General features: G+C 46.8%; 12 protein-coding genes. 4 read left to right on the top strand and 8 right to left on the bottom strand.

The window, feature by feature from the left end:
- The first annotated feature begins 227 nt into the window (after positions 1–227).
- Both HX021_RS18895 and HX021_RS18890 read left to right on the top strand, forming a co-directional pair.
- Positions 228–1,010, top strand: a complete 783-nt coding sequence (locus tag HX021_RS18895) for an NIPSNAP family protein (RefSeq protein ID WP_286592123.1) — start codon at positions 228–230, stop codon at positions 1,008–1,010.
- A gap of 148 nt (positions 1,011–1,158) precedes the next feature.
- The gene (locus tag HX021_RS18890) at positions 1,159–1,683 is read left to right on the top strand and encodes a hypothetical protein (RefSeq protein WP_286592121.1); all 525 of its coding nucleotides are present in this window, start codon (positions 1,159–1,161) and stop codon (positions 1,681–1,683) included.
- Positions 1,684–1,761: 78 nt separating this feature from the next.
- On the opposite strand, the gene HX021_RS18885 is transcribed toward HX021_RS18890, so the two are convergent.
- The 8 genes from HX021_RS18885 to HX021_RS18850 all read right to left on the bottom strand — a co-directional run bounded on the left by HX021_RS18885 (position 1,762) and on the right by HX021_RS18850 (position 14,657).
- Positions 1,762–3,864, bottom strand: coding sequence for a hypothetical protein (locus tag HX021_RS18885; RefSeq protein ID WP_286592120.1), 2,103 nt, complete (start codon positions 3,862–3,864; stop codon positions 1,762–1,764).
- Positions 3,865–4,023: 159 nt separating this feature from the next.
- The gene (locus HX021_RS18880) at positions 4,024–5,403 is read right to left on the bottom strand and encodes a glycoside hydrolase family 43 protein (RefSeq protein WP_286592118.1); all 1,380 of its coding nucleotides are present in this window, start codon (positions 5,401–5,403) and stop codon (positions 4,024–4,026) included.
- A 4-nt stretch (positions 5,404–5,407) separates the two neighbouring features.
- Entirely contained in the window at positions 5,408–6,958 is a 1,551-nt protein-coding gene (locus HX021_RS18875) for a glycoside hydrolase family 43 protein (protein ID WP_286592116.1), read from the bottom strand.
- Positions 6,959–7,061: 103 nt separating this feature from the next.
- A complete protein-coding gene (locus HX021_RS18870) occupies positions 7,062–7,889 on the bottom strand; it encodes an alpha/beta hydrolase (RefSeq protein ID WP_286592115.1) in 828 nt (275 codons plus the stop codon).
- Between the two features lie 60 nt (positions 7,890–7,949).
- On the bottom strand, positions 7,950–8,903 hold the full coding sequence (locus tag HX021_RS18865; protein WP_286592113.1) for a transketolase family protein: 954 nt from the start codon (positions 8,901–8,903) through the stop codon (positions 7,950–7,952).
- Between the two features lie 33 nt (positions 8,904–8,936).
- Complete coding sequence (locus tag HX021_RS18860; RefSeq protein WP_286592112.1) at positions 8,937–9,788, bottom strand: transketolase; 852 nt, start codon at positions 9,786–9,788, stop codon at positions 8,937–8,939.
- Between the two features lie 7 nt (positions 9,789–9,795).
- Complete coding sequence (gene fsa, locus HX021_RS18855) at positions 9,796–10,464, bottom strand: fructose-6-phosphate aldolase (RefSeq protein ID WP_286592109.1); 669 nt, start codon at positions 10,462–10,464, stop codon at positions 9,796–9,798.
- Between the two features lie 119 nt (positions 10,465–10,583).
- Positions 10,584–14,657, bottom strand: coding sequence for a hybrid sensor histidine kinase/response regulator transcription factor (locus HX021_RS18850; RefSeq protein ID WP_286592107.1), 4,074 nt, complete (start codon positions 14,655–14,657; stop codon positions 10,584–10,586).
- Between the two features lie 442 nt (positions 14,658–15,099).
- On the opposite strand from HX021_RS18850, the gene HX021_RS18845 reads away from it, so the two are divergent.
- Entirely contained in the window at positions 15,100–18,282 is a 3,183-nt protein-coding gene (locus tag HX021_RS18845; RefSeq protein ID WP_286592105.1) for a SusC/RagA family TonB-linked outer membrane protein, read from the top strand.
- Between the two features lie 10 nt (positions 18,283–18,292).
- A complete protein-coding gene (locus HX021_RS18840) occupies positions 18,293–20,188 on the top strand; it encodes a RagB/SusD family nutrient uptake outer membrane protein (protein ID WP_286592104.1) in 1,896 nt (631 codons plus the stop codon).
- Positions 20,189–20,191 lie beyond the last annotated feature (3 nt).

Raw genomic sequence — 20,191 nt, 5'->3', positions numbered from 1 at the left:
TTCTTTCTCTTGACATAAGTCTCTTAAGTTATTAAAATTCTCTTAACTTAATGTCCACTCAAATGTAGCAACTTCAAGTCGTTGATAGCAAAATATATACCTAAAATAGAATAGTTGTGACTTCAACAACGTTATTATATAAAAATATCCTATTTTTAATCTGTATTATCTTAATGATAAGAAAAACAAACAATAATAATCTAAATCTATAAAACTAAATGTTAAACATGATCAAGTCTAAGAATCAGGGACATTGGATAGTAATCCTATTAATTTTTATCAGTATTCAATCCAGCTGTTTTGCCCGTGCTGCAACCACTTATTTTCAATTGAAAGTTTACCACTTCCAGACCACAGAGCAGGAGCAGGTGATCGATCGTTTTCTTGAACAAGCCTACTTGCCAGCGATGCACAAATTGGGGTTTAAAGAGATCGGTGTTTTCAAACCGATTGACAATAAGGATAAAACAGACAAATTGGTTTACGTATTTAGTGCTTCGACTAATCTTGAAAAATTTGCAAGCCTTGATGCCGATATTTTAAAAGATAAGAGGTATTTAGCATCGGGGAAGGAGTACTTAGATGCTGTACATAATTATGCACCATATTCCAGGATTGAAACGATTTTAATGAAAGCATTTGAAGGGATGCCTTTTCTTTCTCTTCCAAAATTAAAATCTGCTAAAAGTGAACGTGTTTACGAATTGAGAAGTTATGAAGCTCCAACGGAAAAGTTATCTGCGAATAAAATCTCCATGTTCAATAATGGTGAGATCGATATCTTCAACAAGTTAAATTTTAATGCTGTTTTCTATGGTCAGGTTATTGCAGGCAGCACGATGCCTAATTTGATTTATCTGACGACTTTCGAAAACATGACCGAGCGGGATGCACATTGGAAAGCTTTTGGCCCTTTATATAAACCAATGGCTGATCTGCCGCAATACCAGCATAATGTTTCCAAAAACGTAACTACCCTTTGTAGACCAACAGATTATTCAGATATCTAATGATCATAAAGGGCTGTCGGGTTATATGAAGGACTATAATCTAGGATACGGTTTTAAACTATTCCAAAGAAGCGAGGTCATATCGAAAAGACAGCATTCCAAACTTGGTACAGTTTTGGAATAGTGCTTCGATAATTAGACAGATGCTATGAAAAAGTTTACTTTAATAATGGCTGCCAGCCTTACCCTACTTACTGCAGGGGTGAATGAAGTCAAGGCTCAGCGTGGAGACGACGATAAGCGTTGGGAACGCCGTAGAGAAGCCAACAAAAAGCGTGACGAGTATATTCGGGAAAGTGAAAAGAAAAGAGATGAATATTATCGTGAGCGTGATAAAAAAGAAGCCGAGTATTATCGGGAATCTGCAAAAAGACGAAAAGAATATCAAAAAGAACGTCGCAAACACGGTATTCCCGCTTGGGCGCGGGCACATCGGTATGATGCTCGACATCATGTTTACTTTGAAGACTACCGCACATTTTACGATCCTTACCGGGGTGGCTATGTGTATTTAGATGCTGGTAATTGGCGATTCTCGGTAGATATCCCTTCATTTATGATTAATGTAGACCTCGGACGGGCCAACATGCGTGTCATCAATGATGTACCCATCAGTAGACATCCTGAAGATTTTTATGATGATTATGATGACGATTATTGGGATCAGGATTAAATTAATAAGAGAGGCTATGCCTCTCTTATTAATTTAATCCTGATGTATATAGTAAAATAGACAACATGCCCCAGTCCTCTAAGGCTGATTAAATTTTATACGATAGCTTTTTTTCTGACCTTTGTATGTGCAGTCCACCACGGCGTAGCCCGTCACTGAATTGGCCTGCTCAACATGGATCTTAACAGCCGGGTTGTCTGAGGACGCTTTTACTACCGGATTTTTTTGACTGCCCGCTGCCATCGTATAAGCAATTTCGTAGTTATTATAGCCGATTAATCCGTTGCTATCTGTGGACCTGACTGGAATGGCAGGAAGTTCCAGCCGTTGACCATTGACCGTAACATGCACAGTAGGTGATATGGGCCGTTCAATTTTATGCACTTTTGAACTGAATCCGAGCCCAATAAAATCAAATAGAGCCTCACCCTCCGTTCCCTCTGCAACCAAGTACAGCGCATGTTTGCGATCCAGATGATCAACATATTTCGATACGTCAACGGTAAATTGGGTGACAGCAGACTTTGCGTTTGCAGGAACAGATATCTGTGCGATTTGGGTACCTTTCCAGGTATCATTGTCCCAAGGGCCGTCTAGCCATACATTGATTTTAAAGGCTGCTTGCGTTTTGGGCGTAATAAATACATTAAAAGCGGTATTATTCCCCGCTTTGGTACCTTCAAATGCCTTCAATCCAAACTTGTCCTGATCGAGGCCACCAAACCCGAAATATTTAAATCCGACAATGGTACCATTTTTTAGATTGGTCACCGGCATATGGTTGTCCCAAACATCCCAGGAATCCTGCTGCAAGCTGATATCAGAAAGATAGCAAGCATATCCAGCGGAGTAATACTGATAAGGATCCAGCCCATAAAAATGGAAGCCTTCCGATGTGACCTCTGCCCCTTTGTATTCTCTTCCCTGTTTGTCCCGTATGGTCAAGTTATTCTGATCAGGATCAAAAGCCCGTATGCTAACCATTCCGCCATCTTTCACACTCTTTTCATCCCATTCAACCTTAATGGGTTCAACTACCGCCTGTCTCGCAAAACCAAAACCACGTGGTGGTCTATGATAGAAAACATACCATTGTCCATTGATGAGTTCGATACTGCCATGTGTATTGTGCCCTGCATTGCTGGTTTCAATGGCTGATCCATCTCGGTTCAGTACTGGAGCACGGGAGTCGATCAATACGCCGCCGCTCTTCCAGGGCCCCAGTGGCGAGTCTGCAACAGCATACCGTAGTGTGGAGTTGGAACTCCCCACTCCGTATTCGGGCCCTGAATACCCGCTATATACCGTGACATACTTATTGCCCACCTTACGTATGGACGAGGCTTCAAAAAAATTGAAGGTTCCCAGATCCTCGCCCTGGAAAATGTTGGGATAAGTCGTTCCTTTGGGATCACGAAGCTGTCCATATCGCGCACTTGCCGGCAAAAGATAATTGATGATTTCCGTTCCCGGTCGCAACGAATACATCGTATTCTGGTCCAGCTGGGCAGCCATGGATCGCTGAAAGCCCCAAAAACCGTAAGCCCGGAAGCCAATTTCGTAGTCTGGATCGTTCGGATCGGTGATATATTCAATATAAACCGCTGGATCAAAGCCCAAGATACTACCCGGCAAGGTACGTTTGCCATCTGCAGTTAGGTTTATCGGTTTAAAAGGGCCATTGGGTCTATCACCTTTGACGACCATCGCTTCACGGTGCTCCCCCCGGCTATGTGGAAATAAGTAATATTCTTTTTTACCATTTTTTCTCTTGACCTCCACCAGGTCTGGGGCGTACATCACATCCCATTTTCCATCCACTTGGTAGGTAAAAATAGCCCCCTCATCGCGCCAGCTGCTTAAATCTTCAACGGGAGCCGACCACATTCGGATGTCAGGTCCACAGTAGCTGCTAAAGCGCAGGTCGTGTGAACCGATGATGTAGGCCCGATATTTTCCGGGATGGTCAGGATCCTCAAACACACGGGGCTCACCGTCAGGAAGATGCTCCCAAAGGGGGAGATAGGGATTTCCAATAGACTGATACACAAAACTTTTACTGGCATCCCGTATGACATCTTGCTTGTTTTGCCCCAACACCGAGGCTGTGGATAATATTCCCGTAACAGAAAATAATAAGGCGATTGTCTTTTTTTTGAAGACAATATGTAATCTCTTCATATAATGTATAAATTAGTTTTTGAATATTTTTTTATTGTCCCCTAAGACCACTCCACCGACAGCTGACAGAACAGAATGGAGTCTGACACTTAACATGTTTAACACCTGTTACCTACCTTTGTACACATCCTGCTGGTACACTGTCGAAGTAATACTCTTTTATCTGCCAAACCGCCACCAGTCAAAATGGAGGATATTGGAAGGAGCTTTTCCTTTAAAGACAAAGTATAGGTCATGCACACCTGTCATCCGGTTGGACAGCACACTCTCCACCGTCGTCCAGCGATCGTCGCCCCCTGTTATGGGGACTTGTAACGTAGCCAATAAAGGCCCGTCGACAGTACCCGATCTGACTTCGAGGCTTACACCACCATTGTGGGTTGTTCCTACCCGCGCCCGGAAAGTTGTGGCTCCCCTTTCACCAAAATCAACATGCTTGACACTGCTATAGGCTCCATCTTTTAGGGCTTTGACAAAAACACCTACTTGATCATTCTGAGCCGATTTCAGCTGTTCGGACCAAGCGATCGTTTCGGCTTGGGTTAGCTCATAGGGATTCACCGGCGCTAAGGCCTCGCTAATCCCGGGAGACATGTTCATTACCGGGATACTGCCATCCGGATTGAACTTCAGTTCTTCAACGGCCACCGAGCGCGTGAAGCCTCCACCGCCCGGCAGGGCACCGTTGTGATAAAAGAAAAAGGTCTTGCCCCTAAAATCAACCACCCCGGGATGGTTCGTGAAAGCCTTTCCTTCCGCAGGCATGACAACTCCGCCATACCTCCAGGGACCTTCGGCTTTTCTACTCGTCGAATAGCCTATAAATTCAGGCAATGGTCCTCCCGGCCAGAAGAGATAGTAGAGATCATTTCTCTTGTACAACCAAGGGCCTTCTTCATAGCCCGAAGGCCGCTTCGGATCGCCGTCCCTTTTTCCGAATGACGCAGCAGTCATCGGCACTTCCACGATGTCATCACTATAGGAGATCATGTCTTCGTTAAGCTTGACGTATTTTAGTTTGGGATTGCCCCAGTACATGTGCGCCTGACCATCCGTATCGACAAACACGGTGGGATCGATGTCTCCCCAATCGCTTTGCAGCAGTGGTTTACCCAGGGGGTCGTGAAAAGGTCCCAATGGACTGTCCCCTACGGCAACACCTATGGCACCGCGGTTGTTGAATTTGGAGATAACAGGCACATAGAGGTAAAATTTTCCGTTTTTCTCTACACATTGCGCGGCCCAGGCATCTCCCTTAGCCCATTCAAAGTCGGTATACGACAAGATGGCCCCATGGTCGGTCCAGTTGACCATGTCATTGGTCGAATACACCCGCCAGTCGTTCATGTTAAACCAAGTAGACTCATCCTCGTCATGTGTGGTATATAAATACAGCCGGTCGTTGTACAGCAATGGTGCCGGATCAGCGGTGTAGTTGGTCTGGATAATCGGATTTTGTGCTTTTAAAGGCCTTGTTAAGCATAGGCAGATCATAAGTAATCCGAGAGGTAAACGCATAAAATTAAGTTTGTTCATCATCGTTTTAATTCGTATCGATATGGAAATAGTCAAAATCAACATAGCCGCCACCTTCTTTACTCGCGAAGTTAAACAGGCCAAATCGGTACCCCATAAAATGTGGAATAGTATAACTCATCTTCAGCTCATCGCCTATGGCTATCCAATCGCGTCCATTGATACTATAATAAAATCGGGCAATGTCTTTTCTGTCTGCAAAGTCACAGGTTGCCCTTAGGAATAGCTCATTTTTACTTAACGGTATTTTGGCTACCTCTTGCGGGCTTCCGGACCCGGCATTGACCATAATCAGCGATCTGCTGCCGCCTTCCATGCGCACCCCAAGGAGTCCATAATTTTTCTGTAGTAGGGACAGTCCTGCAAAGTCTCCATCTTTCATTTTGGTCACATCGATGACGACCGTACCACTACAGGAAGGACCGATCGTCCTTTGAGTCAGCGTATTTTTGGCCTGTAAAAAATCGTCGGTCAACTGTCCTGTCTTTAAACGCAAAAAGCCCTTACGTTCCGTTAGCGACCATAAGCTATCCTCAGGATTGTGATTCCATTGCCACACTAGCGGCAACGCTGGCTGCCCTTCTTCACGGCTAAAATCGTCCGAAGCGACGATCCCCGGCATCAGGCTCCTATTGGCCGGAAGGTCCAATGCAGTAGGCACCTTGCCCGACACTCCCAATACAGGCCAACCATCCTTCCATTTGACAGGTACTAAGAATGGAATCCGTCCCACAGCGCCATGATCCTGAAAAAGATAGGCATACCACTGCCCGTTCGGCATATCAATCAAGCCCCCCTGTGCGACGCCCTGGTCCTGTAGGACCACCCGTCCTTCATATGGTCCCTCCAATCGGGAGGCTCTGTGAACAATGACGGTCCGCATTCCGCCTGCTGGCCAGGAGATATTGAACAGGTAATACATGCCGTTGATCTTAAACAGCTGGGATCCCTCCGCCGGCAAGCCAGCAGTCTTCTCGCCCCTAGCAAGGGCTGGCAAGGAGGCATTATCGATCAACACCCGCTGTGTTCCGGCCTTTATGCCCGAAAAATCAGGCATGAGTTCGGCGATATGCAGGCGCCCCCCGCCCCAGACCATGTACACTTTCCCCTGGTCAAAAAACAGGCTATGGTCGTGCATCATGGGCTGAAATTCCCGGACCTGCCAAGGACCATGCTCGATATCCTTTGTATAATAAATATGCGTCTTACCAGTGTTGGAAGAAAAGGTACTCACATAGTACATACCTTCGTGAAAACGCAAGCTGCTGGCCCAGGAGCCATGGCCATATGCATTCTTTTGTCCTGCAAGATTCAGTTCGTCGCTATCACCCAGACGACTATAGGCATAGCTGACAAGGTTCCAGTTGATTAGGTCTCTGGATTTCATGATCGGTACCCCGGGATTCATATGCATGGTTGTGCTGCTCATGTAATAAGTATCACCGACACGTATCATTGACATGTCCGGCACATCGGCAAAGATGACGGGATTATGCGCCTGCTGGGCCAAGAGCAATTGCTGGCTCATCAGAGCAAAAATCAGGACTAGTTTTTTCATTTTCATCATACTAAGTTCTAAAAAGATATTGCGTTAACCATGCCCGCGCCTAGGGCCAACATGTGTCGTGTCCCGTCTCACGGCAGAAACAACGGCCAACGTTTCACTTTTTAAACAGGAGTTGCGCAATATTATAGAGATCATTCTTCCAGACATTGAAATCGTGGCCTCCGGGTTCAAGATAATAGATATGGGGCACCTGATGTGCTTCCAGATAATCATGTGTTCGCTTGCTGAAGTTAAGCAGACCGTCCTGATCACCACAGGAAATCCAGAGCAGCTTTAATTTTCGTTTTGCTAGCATCGGGTCTGGTATCAAGTCTTGTGGCAACTTGGTATTGGGTGCCGATGAAAAGCCGCCTACCCAGGCAAATTTGTCAAGGTTCCCCAGACCGAAATTCAATGCTTGTCCTCCGCCCATGGATAAGCCGAAAATGGCACGGTATTCTGGGGCTACCAAAACCGGGAACTGCGCTTCGACATATGGAATCAAATCGTCCAGCAGATCCCTTTCAAAGGTCGAAAATGCTGCCACACGGTCGGGAGCCATCACGTTGCCGCCGGCACGGTCATCCTTCATCGCCCGGCCGTTTGGCAGCACAACGATCATAGGCTCTATTTTTCCTTGGGCATATAGATTATCCAGAATAACCTTTGGATTGCCGTGCCGCAACCACTCTCTTTCGTCACCGCCGATTCCGTGCAAAAGGTAAAGCACGGGATATCTTTTTGTGGTATCGTAGCCGGGGGGCGTATATACCAAGGCTTTCCGTGATACGCCCACAGTTTTTGACGGATACATGATGCTATCGATTTTCCCGGCAACAGCCAATTTCTTTTCAACATCGAAACCTTTCGGTGCAGCCTGCTGTGCCTGCAACATGAAGGCCGCCGAAAACATCAACAATACCGTACAGATGATCTTTCTCATTTTATGGTCTATTTAACTGTATACAACTATTCAGGTTACTTTTCCTGCCTGTTACTTCTTTCATTTCCTCTCGAGGACGCGCTTTACTGCAGCTACGATCGCTTCGGCATTTAGCCCGTATTTGTCCATGAGTTCGGCTGGAGTTCCGGATTCACCAAAGCTATCGTCCACAGCGACGTATTCCTGAGGAACTGGCAGCTGTCGCATCAGCAGCTGCGCGACACTGTCCCCCAAGCCACCGAGCCGGTTATGCTCTTCCGCCGTGACTACACAGCCCGTTTTCGCGACCGAATCAAGTATTGCCTGCTCATCCAGCGGCTTGATGGTATGTATATTGATAATTTCGGCATCAATACCCAGCTCCTCCAGTTTTTCACCCGCTTGAATGGCTTCCCACACCAAATGGCCGGTTGCGATAATCGTGACATCCGTCCCCGGATTGAGTAAGATGGCCTTACCAATCACAAACTCCTGATCTTCGGGTGTAAATACAGGTACTACAGGGCGTCCAAACCGCAGGTAAACCGGTCCTTCATACTTAGCAGCAGCAATGGTTGCCGCCTTTGTCTGATTATAGTCACAAGGGTTAATCACGGTCATGCCCGGCAGCATCTTCATCAACCCGATGTCTTCCAGTATTTGGTGCGTGGCTCCGTCTTCTCCCAGCGTCAGACCGGCATGCGAAGCAGCAATCTTCACGTTTTTGTCCGAATACGCGATGGACTGACGAATCTGATCGTATACCCGACCAGTCGAAAAATTAGCAAACGTACCTGTAAATGGGATCTTTCCGCCGATAGTGAGTCCAGCAGCGATCCCCATCATATTGGCTTCGGCAATGCCGATCTGAAAAAAACGTTCCGGATAAGCTCTGATAAAATCGTTCATCTTGAGCGAACCGATCAGGTCAGCGCAGAGTGCGACCACATTTTGATCTTGCTTGCCAGCTTCCAGCAGTCCGGCACCAAAGCCCGATCGCGTGTCTTTCGATTCTGTATATGTATATTTCTTCATGTTAGTCAATTTCGATATCTTCTCGTTCCATGCTTAATAGTCGCCCAGCGTCTCTGCATTCTGGCTTAATCCCGCCGCCAGCTGGTCGTCGCTTGGTGCGATCCCATGCCATTTGTGCGATCCCATCATAAAGTCGACACCATTACCCATTTCGGTATGCAGCAGCACCATCACCGGCACGCCAGCTGATGTCATTTCCTGAGCTTTTCTGAGACCGTCGATCACCGAGGCCATATCATTTCCACGTCTGATTTCAATGACTTTCCAGCCAAATGCCATCCATTTATAGGGGAGATCTCCGAGCGACAGGACATCCTTGGTCGCACCATCGATCTGGGCACCGTTGTAATCTACAATCGCGATCAGATTGTCCATCTTATTGTGCGCGGCATACATGGCTGCTTCCCATACCTGTCCTTCCTGCAATTCGCCGTCTCCCATCAGTACATAGACCAGCCGCCCGTCCTTGTTTAATTTCTTTGCCTGTGCAGCGCCAATAGCCACCGACAGCCCCTGCCCCAACGAACCGGAGGCCACGCGGATACCCGGTAGTCCTTCGTGGGTCGTCGGATGCCCCTGCAGTCGGGAGTTCAGCTTACGGAAAGTCGCAAGTTCGTGCACAGGGAAATAACCAGCGCGGGCCAGCACACTATAAAACACCGGGGATATATGTCCATTCGAAAGAAAAAATAGGTCTTCCCCCACTCCATTTATATCAAACTGATCATTTCGCTGCATCAGTTCGAAATAAAGACAGACCAATAGTTCGGTGCAGCCCAGTGAGCCGCCGGGATGCCCCGACTGACAGGCGTGCACCATCCGCAGAATATCTCTTCTGACCTGCTTAACAATAGCTTCTAAATTATGTATACTATTTTTTGTCATTACCATCTCAGTTGTTCATTTGTGCGGCTACGCGTTGGTGATCAGCAAGAAACTGGGCTAGCCCACTGTCTGTCAAAGGATGTTTGAGCAGCGAGTAGATCGCCTGTAATGGGCCGGTCATCACGTCCGCACCGATGCGGGCGCAGCCGAGGATATGGGCACTGTGACGTACCGAGGCCGCTAAAATTTGTGTAGAGAAAGCATAATTGTCGTAAATCGTGCGTATTTCACGGATCAACGCCAGTCCGTCCACCGAAATATCATCGAGGCGGCCAACAAAAGGTGATACATAAGTGGCTCCAGCCTTCGCTGCCAACAGCGCCTGTCCAGCAGAAAAGACCAGCGTACAGTTTGTTTTTATACCATGGGTGCTAAAATATTTGATGGCCCGGACGCCATCTTCGGTCATAGGCACTTTGACAACGATTTTACTATCCAGTGCAGCAAGCTGCAAACCCTCTTCCAGCATCCCCGGATAATCGGTTGCGATCACTTCTGCGCTCACATCACCGTCGACGATTTCACAGATTGCCCGGTAATGAGCGTGTACATTCTCCTGCCCTGTGATCCCTTCTTTGGCCATCAGCGAGGGGTTGGTCGTTACCCCATCCAATACACCTAGATTTTGGGCTGTACGGATGTCGTTAAGACTGGCCGTATCGATAAAAAACTTCATATTTCTTACAGTTGATTAGTTTGTGTAGACGCCGCAACTGGGCGCTTGGTTATAGGACAAAACTATCATTTTCAACCCTATAGGATTGCAACAAATAAAAAAAAGAAGGGTAAAAATGTTTAAAATACACTTTTTTGCGACTGAATATACTCACTTGGTGTCATATGGTATTTTGCTTTGAACACTTTCGTAAAATAATTCGGATTTGCAAATCCCGTTTCGTAGGCTACTTCAGATATGGACTTATCGCTTTTCTCCAATAAGCTCGCGGCTTTTTCCAGTTTTACTGAGCGGATAAAGTCTACAGGCGACATTCCGGTACATTCCAGTAGCTTATTGTACAACGAGGCCCTGCTCATTGAAATATGGGCACTCAAAGCCTCTACCGACAATTGCGGATTGTCGATATTATCGTGGACGTAAGTAAGTACCTTCTGTAAAAATTTGTCCTTTTCGGATACGATGGGCATTTCTGGAGGAATGATGGATACCTGCTTGCTGTATACTTCCCTAAACGCCCGATTCAGATGCAGCAGACTGTTGATCTTGGCGATCAGCACTTCCATATCGAATGGCTTTGTCAGGTATCCTACCGCTCCCGACTCAAGTCCGCACACCTCGCCATTGTCGGCCTGCGAAGCTGTCAGCAGAACCACCGGAATATGTTTGGTGCGCTTATCCTGCGCTAACTTTTGGGCAAATTCCATCCCATTGAGATAGGGCATCTGCACGTCGCTGACGACCAGATCGGGATGATGAAAAAGTGCTTTTTGCCAGCCGTCTTTTCCGTTTGTAGCTTCGATCACCTGATAATACCCTTTCAAAGATTCTTTGAGATAATACCGAAAATCCTCGTCGTCCTCGATAATAAGCACAACCGGACTTTGTCTAACGTCCACGACTTCCGGCAGAAGCTTCATGTCGGGCTCAGGTATACTATTCAGGTCAGCCTCCGTCTTATCCAGCCAAAGGTCAAAAGCAAACACACTGCCCTTATCGGGCTCGCTATTGACAGAGATTTTTCCTTTATACATCTGCACAAATGACTGTGCTATCGACAATCCGATGCCTGAGCCTTGGCTAGCCACTTTCCCGTCACTATCATACTGGAAAAAGCTTTCAAATATACATTTTTGCATATGCTCGGGAATACCAATACCCGTATCCTGAACCTCGATATGAACGTGCAGCTTTTGGTCTGCCACCGTGACGGATGAAATACGAACAGCGATATCGCCCTCTCTTTTGGTAAACTTAAACGCATTGTATATCAGATTGAACAGAATGCGCTCGATTTTATTGCGGTCAAAACGGCAGTAGATTTTATCCTGACAAGGGAAAAATGAGTAATCTATTCCTTTTTGTAGGGCCATATCGTAAAAAGACCGGTAAACCTCCTGTACAAAAGAAACCAGTTCACCGTCCTCTTCCTGCAGTTTTAATTCATGGTATTCCATCTTTCTGAAGTCCAGCAGCTGGTTGACCAGATTTAATAGACGCCGTGCATTCCGGCTGATTAAGCTGAGCTGTTCTCCCAGATTGCTATCCTTATTTTTCGCTAGCAGTGCATCAATAGGTCCCATAATCAGCGAAATTGGCGTCCTAAATTCGTGACTTAGGTTTGTTAAAAACCTGATTTTCATGGCGTCGAGCTGATGTTTGGCTTCGGCATCTCTTTTCTGCTGCTCGATGAGCTGTCGGGCCTGCATCCGTTCTTGCTCAAGGGCAAATTTTTGTTTCAACCGCTGAATACCACGACGCCGGATCAGCAGCAGCACAGCTGCCACAACTACCACATACAAGATATAGGCGTATACTGTACGCCAGAAAGGCGGAGCGACATGGATGCCAATAGATTTGATTTCCGTATTCCAAATTCCATCGTTGTTGCTCGCCCGGACCTGAAAGATGTAGTCTCCCGGATCCAGATTAGTATAATAGGCATTATTTTCACGGCCGTTACGGATCCAATTTTTATCAAAGCCCACAAGCCTGTACTCATATTGATTGTCCTCGGGCACGGTGAGATTAAGTGCAGCAAAAGAAATGGAAAAATTCTGTTTGTACTTCAGTGCGATACGCTCCGCGGTCAGCAAAGACTGCTGTATGGCTCCCCGATCCGAGGGTTGCACGATGGTATTGTCAATTTTCAGTTCCGTCAGCACGACGCGGGCTGGATTCACGTTGGTCTTCAGGTTGGCCGGAAAAAAATGGTTGAATCCCTTTTGTCCACCAAAGTACATCTCACCGTCGGATGTCTTCAACGATGCACCGAGCATAAAAGCTCCTTCCTGCAAGCCCACAGCATTCGAATAGTTTTTGAATAGCTTCTTCTCCGGAAAATAGCAGCTCAGCCCCTTATTAGTCGCAAACCATATCCTGCCTTTATCATCTTCAATGATACTCTGTATCGCGCCATTGGCCAGACCATGTTTTTCAGAAAGCGATATAAACTGCGTTTTTCCTTTTTCGAGCATGCCGACACCATTGCCGTTTGTTCCCACCCAGACATTTCCTTTTTTATCGCTATATACCGCCAGCACATAGTTGCTGGGCAACTGATGGTTGGCTTTGTCATAGACCGTGCTGCTGCGGGTTGTAGGGTTATACCTAACAAGCCCTGAGCCGTAGGTACCGATCCACATATTGTGGTCACTGTCCTCTTCCAGTGCGCGGATGAAATTTCCCGGCAGCTGTATCCCCTGATCCCTATGGATATCGCGCGTATATTTTTTTACGGTAGCACCTCCTTTTTCGATCACATTGATACCGCCGCCGTTGGTTCCCACCCATATATTTCCCTGATAATCGCTTTTGAGGCAAAAAATATCGTTGTTATTTAAGTTGTCCCGCCCAGTGCCCGCCAGATAATGCTTTCGCTTCCCACTGGGCAGGTCATAAGAGAGCACACCATGTTGGTAGGTCCCGACCCACAATTGATCCTGCTGTCTCTCGAGGGTCAGCACCGTTAGGTCTGGAGGAAGCCCCGGACCTAAATTAAAAGGGGACAGCACATCGCTTGTACGGTTATATTTCCAGACCCCACCGCCATCGACCCCGAGGAAAATGCTCTGTTGATAGTCGGCAAATGAAGTGATCATTGCGGGGTCACCTGTCTTGCCTTCCAAAAAATTCAAGCTTTTCAGGCGAAATTGGCTCAAGTTGGTGTCGTACTTATTCAAACCTCCCTGAAAAGTGCCCACCCAATAAATTCCACTATCATCCAAAAAGATAGATCGTATAGATTTATGTGACAGGCTATGGATATCACTGGGATCAGGCCTAAAGGTCCGGATGGTAAAATCATCGGTATTAAGCACATCAAGACCATTGTCGGTGCCGATCCAGATCGCCTGCCGGCCATTGTGGCGCAGCGCGTAGATTCTTGGGCTACTCAACTTGCCCATTCCCGGCTGTGATGCAAACTGAGTAAATTGCGACTGTCCAGGATCCAGATATTTGAGTCCGAGCATCGAGCCGATCCATATACGCCCTCTGTCATCTTCGACGATGGAGGTCACTTCAACACCGTTCCCATATCCCTCCCGTTGAGACAGCACCTCAAAACGTCTTATTGTCTTTAGATCAGCTGAGATACGAAATACAGCATTTTCCGACGATACCCACATATTGTTTTGGCGATCGCGGAAGACACAGCTGCTGACCTTATCGGCAAAGGTCTCGAGAATGCGTTTATATTTTGGCTCAACTGCCTTCTGCAGGCTGTTGACGTCCAAGATCGACAGCGCACCATAGGAAGCGACCCATATATTTCCTGCCGCGTCCTGATCGATCGCATTGATCGCGCTGCTGAGCCATTTTTCATCTGGGGTCATGCTGTAGGCGCGAATGCGATCGGTCTGCCGGTCATAATAGCTCAGCCCGCCGCCATTGGTACCGATCCAGATCCGCCCCTTCTTATCTTCACAGAGGGCGGTGATATGGTTCGCCATCAAACCATTTGCATTGTCCGCATTATAACGGTATACATGATATCGGCGGCCATCAAACCGATTGAGCCCATCTTCCGTACCTAACCATAAGAATCCGTAACTGTCCCTGTAGATGCTATAGATTGTATTGGATGAGAGCCCATCTTTCGAATAATAGCGTTGAAAAGTCACGGGCAGATTTTGCCCATAAACAATTAAGGTCAGCATCGTCCAGGCTATGAGCAATAAAGTCCGTGTCATATATTTAGGTATAAGTCTGCGCCAATAAAATAGCATTGTGAACTACCTGCTAATTTATCAAAATAATCCCGTTCATACCAGTAGCTGCACTCAATAATAGCTTCTGAATGGTCATTTTTGACATTCTTATCCTTCATTTAAACATTCTTACTATCACCAAAATTTTACAATAACTAGTTTTGATCAACAATTATAAACTGTTTTGAAAGGTATCTCCGATTGGAAACTATGTATTCACTAGCAATGCAACCGGTTGCTATACATTTCAGACCAGCTACTTAACCAATTATTTAAACACGATGACTACAGCACTGGATGATCCTTAGTTCGGCCGCATTTTATGCACAGATTCCCTGACAGTACACAAGTGCATCACGACTGCCACAAGACAAACAAGTTAACCAACGAATTTTTTAAACCTATTTATCAATCCACAAATGCTATGATGATTACATCTATGATCACATTGGTAAGGTATTGGAAAAAGCTATGGGGAATAGCTAGACCATTGACTTTACTATTGTTTTTTATCCTCCCCGGACAATTGACACTACAGGCTCAGGTCCAGCGGCAGATTCGGGGAAAGATAGTCGATGGCAACCAAACGCCGATAGGCGGTGCTTCGATTAAAGTAAAGGGTACATCCGTGGCCACTGCAAGTGACGACGCCGGCATGTTTACATTACTGCTGCCTGCAGACAAACATCTGTTGACCGTTTCCAAAATCGGCTATGGGCAAGTAGAGGTAGATGTTGCCAATAAAACTACAGTTGACATACAGCTTACAGACAAGTCTATCGAAATAGAAGAAACAATTGTTGTAGGCTATGGCCGCCAGAAAAAAGAAACCGTTGTCGGTGCCATTGCCCAGACTTCCGGCAGGATTCTCGAACGCTCTGGCGGCGTCTCCAGCGTGGGCGCGGCGCTGACCGGCAATGTCCCGGGAGTCATCACTACGGCCAGTACAGGTATGCCGGGCGAAGAAGACCCACGCATCGTAATCCGCGGCCGGAGCACATGGAACAATACAGACCCACTGGTGATGGTCGATGGGGTTGAACGGCCATTATCTGCCGTCGATATTAGCTCCATCGAAACGGTTTCTGTACTCAAAGACGCATCAGCTACCGCAGTCTATGGCGTTAGGGGAGCCAATGGTGTCATCCTCATCACCACCAAGCGCGGCAAAGAGGGACAGATGCAAATACGGGGTACCGTCAATAACGTTATCAAGACTGTTTCCCAGCTTCCGGGCAAAATGGACTCCTACGACGCCTTGATGCTCCGAAATAAAGTCATCGAATACGAACTAGGGATCTCCCCGTCCAGCTGGGCCAATTATCTCCCTCAGGACATCATCAATAAATATCGCTATCCAGCCGACCAGACCGAGCGCGAACGCTACGTGAATACCGACTGGGGCAAAGAACTGTTCCGAAGTCATGCATTTTCACAGAATAGCAGCGTCAATATTGCGGGCGGTACTCCTTTCGTCAAATATTTTGCCAATGCAGATTACCTGTACGAAGGTGATATGTTCCGTCAATTCGAAAATGCCAGAGGCTATAAAGCCGGATATGGATTCAATCGCCTCAATGTCCGGTCTAATCTCGATTTTCAGCTGACACCGACTACCAAGTTTTCGACCAACCTGGCGGGATCACGCGGCGTCAGGAAGAGTCCATGGGGCGGCGGCAATGACTATTCCTATTGGATCGCAGCCTATACCGTTGCACCAGATGTAATTTATCCCCGTTATTCAGATGGCACCTGGGGATACTACGCGCTGAATACCCAAGCCGGAATTAACTCCGCACGCGTGCTGGCCATCAGTGGTACAGAGTATATCACGACCAGCCGTATTACAACCGATTTTACCCTCGAGCAGGACCTGAAATTTTTGGCTAAAGGCCTTGACGCCCGCGCTACAATCTCTCTGGACAACACTTTTGTCGAAGGTGGGCGCGGTATAAACGACGCCAACAACAACACCCAGAGCAAGTGGATAGATCCCAATACCGGATTACCTACCTACCAGACCGCATTCGACGGCACCAACAGATTTGACTTCGTGGAAGGTATCAACTGGACAACTGGTGCGGGTCAAGTCAGAGATGGGGCTACCTATAGAAGACTTTTCTATCAGCTACAATTAAATTACGCCACGACCATTGCACAAAACCACAATATCACGGCAATGGGCTTAGTTAATCGCAACCAATATGGAACCGGTAGCAGTATACCTTCCTACCGGGAAGACTGGGTATTCCGGACAACGTATAACTACAAGAATAAGTATATGCTCGATTACAGTGGGGCTTACACCGGCTCGGAGAAGTTTGCACCAGAAAACAGATTTGCCTTTTTTAATTCAGGAGGTATCGGCTGGTTAGTAACCGGAGAAGAGTTTATGAAACCCTTATCGTTTTTGAATATGTTAAAGCTACGGGCATCGTACGGAGATATTGGAGACGACAGCGGCGGCGGGAGATTTCTGTATTTAACACAGTGGGCTTATGGCGGTACTGCTGGTCTGGGTGTTGACGGTCGCTTCTCTTACTCCGACGGCAACACCAGCCCCTATACCTGGTACAAAGAGAGTGCGATTGGAAACCCGGATATTCACTGGGAAAAAGTCAATAAACTCAATTTTGGTGTGGACTTTGGCCTATTCAATGACCAGATCTCCGGAAAAGTCGACTTCTTCAGAGACCACAGGACTAATGTGCTCATTACAGGTTCTGGCCGTTCTGTCCCATCCTATTTCGGCGTTAGCGCTCCTACGGTCAACGATGGAGAGGTGATCAACAAAGGCTACGAAGTGGAACTAAAATTCAACAAACAGCTCAACCGGGATTTAAGAATATGGGCAGACGTCAATATCACCCACGCCAAAGATCGCGTGATATTCGCAGATGCAGCTGAACTGCTTCCTGAATATCAAAAACCGGACAATAAGCAGGTCAACCAAACCTACTCGTATGTTGGTTCCGGTTATTACAACACCTGGGATGAGCTATATTCGAGTACGCCGCATGAAAGCAATGATCTAGCTAAATTACCGGGCAACTACCATATACTCGATTACAATGCCGATGGCATTATTGACACGAAGGACAACATTCCCTATGCCTTCCCATCTGTCCCCCAAAACACATACAACTGCACCTTAGGTTTCGACTGGAAGAATTTCAGTGTGATGACGCAATGGTACGCAGTCAACAATGTCACGCGTCAGGTGGTGTTCAACAGCTTTTCGGGCCAGCTTAATCTGGCCTATGACGAAGGCTCATACTGGTCAAAGGACAATGTCAATGCCGATGTGCCCCTGCCAAGATGGTTATCCCAGGCAAGCAGTTACACGCCCGGCAACAGGTATATGTTTGACGGTTCCTACATCCGGCTGAAAACAGCCGAAATAGCCTACACCTTTAATCATACATCGAGCCTGGTCAAACGGCTGGGCCTGCAGCATCTGCGTGTGTTTCTAAACGGCAACAATTTATTGTTTTGGTCCAAGATGCCTGATGACCGTGAGTCCAACTATGCTGGTACGGGTTGGGCGTCACAAGGAGCCTATCCTACTGTAAAACGCTTTAATCTAGGCGCTAATATTACTTTTTAATCAAATTATTATGAAAAAATATTTCAAGGTAATCTTTATAGCGGGTGCCATTTGGTCTTCTACTTCTCTGCTCTCCTGTAAAAAATATCTGGACAAGGAAGAACAGTCCAATGTATCACCCAAAGAAGCATTTAAAAACTTTGTCAACTTTCAAGGTTATACAGAAGAACTATACAGTTGTGTTGTCAACTTCAGCAACAATTACTGGACAAATTCCTGGAACTGGGGCGAAGACGAGATGACTTCAACAGCCGGCAATTATCATTTTGTACACAAAATAGACGAAGGCAATTTCTGGGGCTGGCAAAGAGAATCTGATGGTTGGGGCTCGGGCTGGATGGATCAGGGAGATTTTACCACAAACAATGATGATGTATTCGCCAACCGCGCCTATCGTGACCTTTGGAGCGCAGCATGGTTTGGGCTTAGAAAAATAAGTCTAGGCTTGGAAAACCTCGACAAACTCACCGAGGCAACCCAGGAAGAAAAGGATCTGATCAAAGGGCAGCTGCTATTTTTCCGCGGCTGGTTTCACCACCGTCTGATGGAATACTTTGGCGGTATGCCATACATCAATTATGTACTTCCGAGTACAGAGAAACTGAGGCTACCTAGGCTGAGCTACCATGCCTGTGCCGACCTCGCAGCTGCCGATTTCAGGGAGGCCGCTAATCTGTTGCCGATCGACTGGGACAATACGACTGCAGGAAAGCGTACGCTGGGTAAAAACCAGTTACGTATCAATAAAATCATGGCCTTGGCTTACCTCGGTAAGAACTATCTATGGGCGGGAAGCCCGCTGATGAATTTTCAGTCTACAGGAAGCAAAACCTATCACACGGAATACTGTAAGAAAGCTGCTGAAGCATTTGGCGAATTACTGACCCTGATTGAGAACGGACAAACAAAATATGCTCTTGTCCCCATGGCCAATATTCACCTGAACTTTTACACAACGGGACTGAATTTCGCCATGCCGGGTAGTACTGAAGCCATATTCAGAGGTCCTTACATTGACGCATGGGTATCCAACTACGGGACCAGCAAGCAATACATTCCTTTGGTAGTTTCCGATGGAGATGCCATTAAGTTTATCCCGACGGCAAATTATGTCGACTACTACGGTATGAAAAACGGCTTGCCCATCACAGACATTACGCGATCGGATGCCGAATCGGGTTATAATGCCGAATACCCCTGGAAGGACCGGGATCCGCGCTTCTACAAGGATATTATCTTCGATGGCGTAAAAGTTGTACAGGGAAATACGACTGACGAGGCCAATCGTTATGCTAACCTGTACACCGGCGGAAGCTATCGCAACATCCAGTCTGGCAGCCAGACAGGCTATGTGCTCCGCAAATTTGTTCCGATAACAGCCAATAAGTATGACCAAGCCTACAATTATGGTACAAACCTTCATATTTATGTACCGTACATGCGTTTATCAGACGTATATCTGATGTATGCCGAATCAGCGATGATCGCTTTTAATTCGGCCACCGGCAAAGCCGAAAATTACAGTAAAACAGCGGTGGATGCCATCAATGTTGTTCGTGACCGTGCCGGGGTGGGACACGTGCATACCAAGTTCTTAACTTCCGTAGAGTCATTACTGCCCGAGCTCCGTAGAGAACGTGCTGTCGAACTAGCCTTTGAGGGCCACCGCTTTAATGACTTGCGGCGCTGGCTATTATTGACCGAATCTCCTTATACGTTAAAAAAGTCAGTTTCATTTGACCGTGCAGGAGTATTCAATAACACAGACCCATCGCAAAACCATGTGGTCAACCTCAAAGAAGAGTTGCTTCTTGAACGCAAATTCACAAGTAAGCACTACTGGCTACCTCTAAAAGTCAGAGATGTCAATATGTATGCCGAGTTCTATCAGAACCCGGGTTGGTAACAG

Source organism: Sphingobacterium sp. N143, from assembly GCF_030325625.1.
Taxonomy (GTDB): Bacteria; Bacteroidota; Bacteroidia; order Sphingobacteriales; family Sphingobacteriaceae; genus Sphingobacterium.
This window is presented reverse-complemented; position numbering and strand designations above follow the sequence as displayed.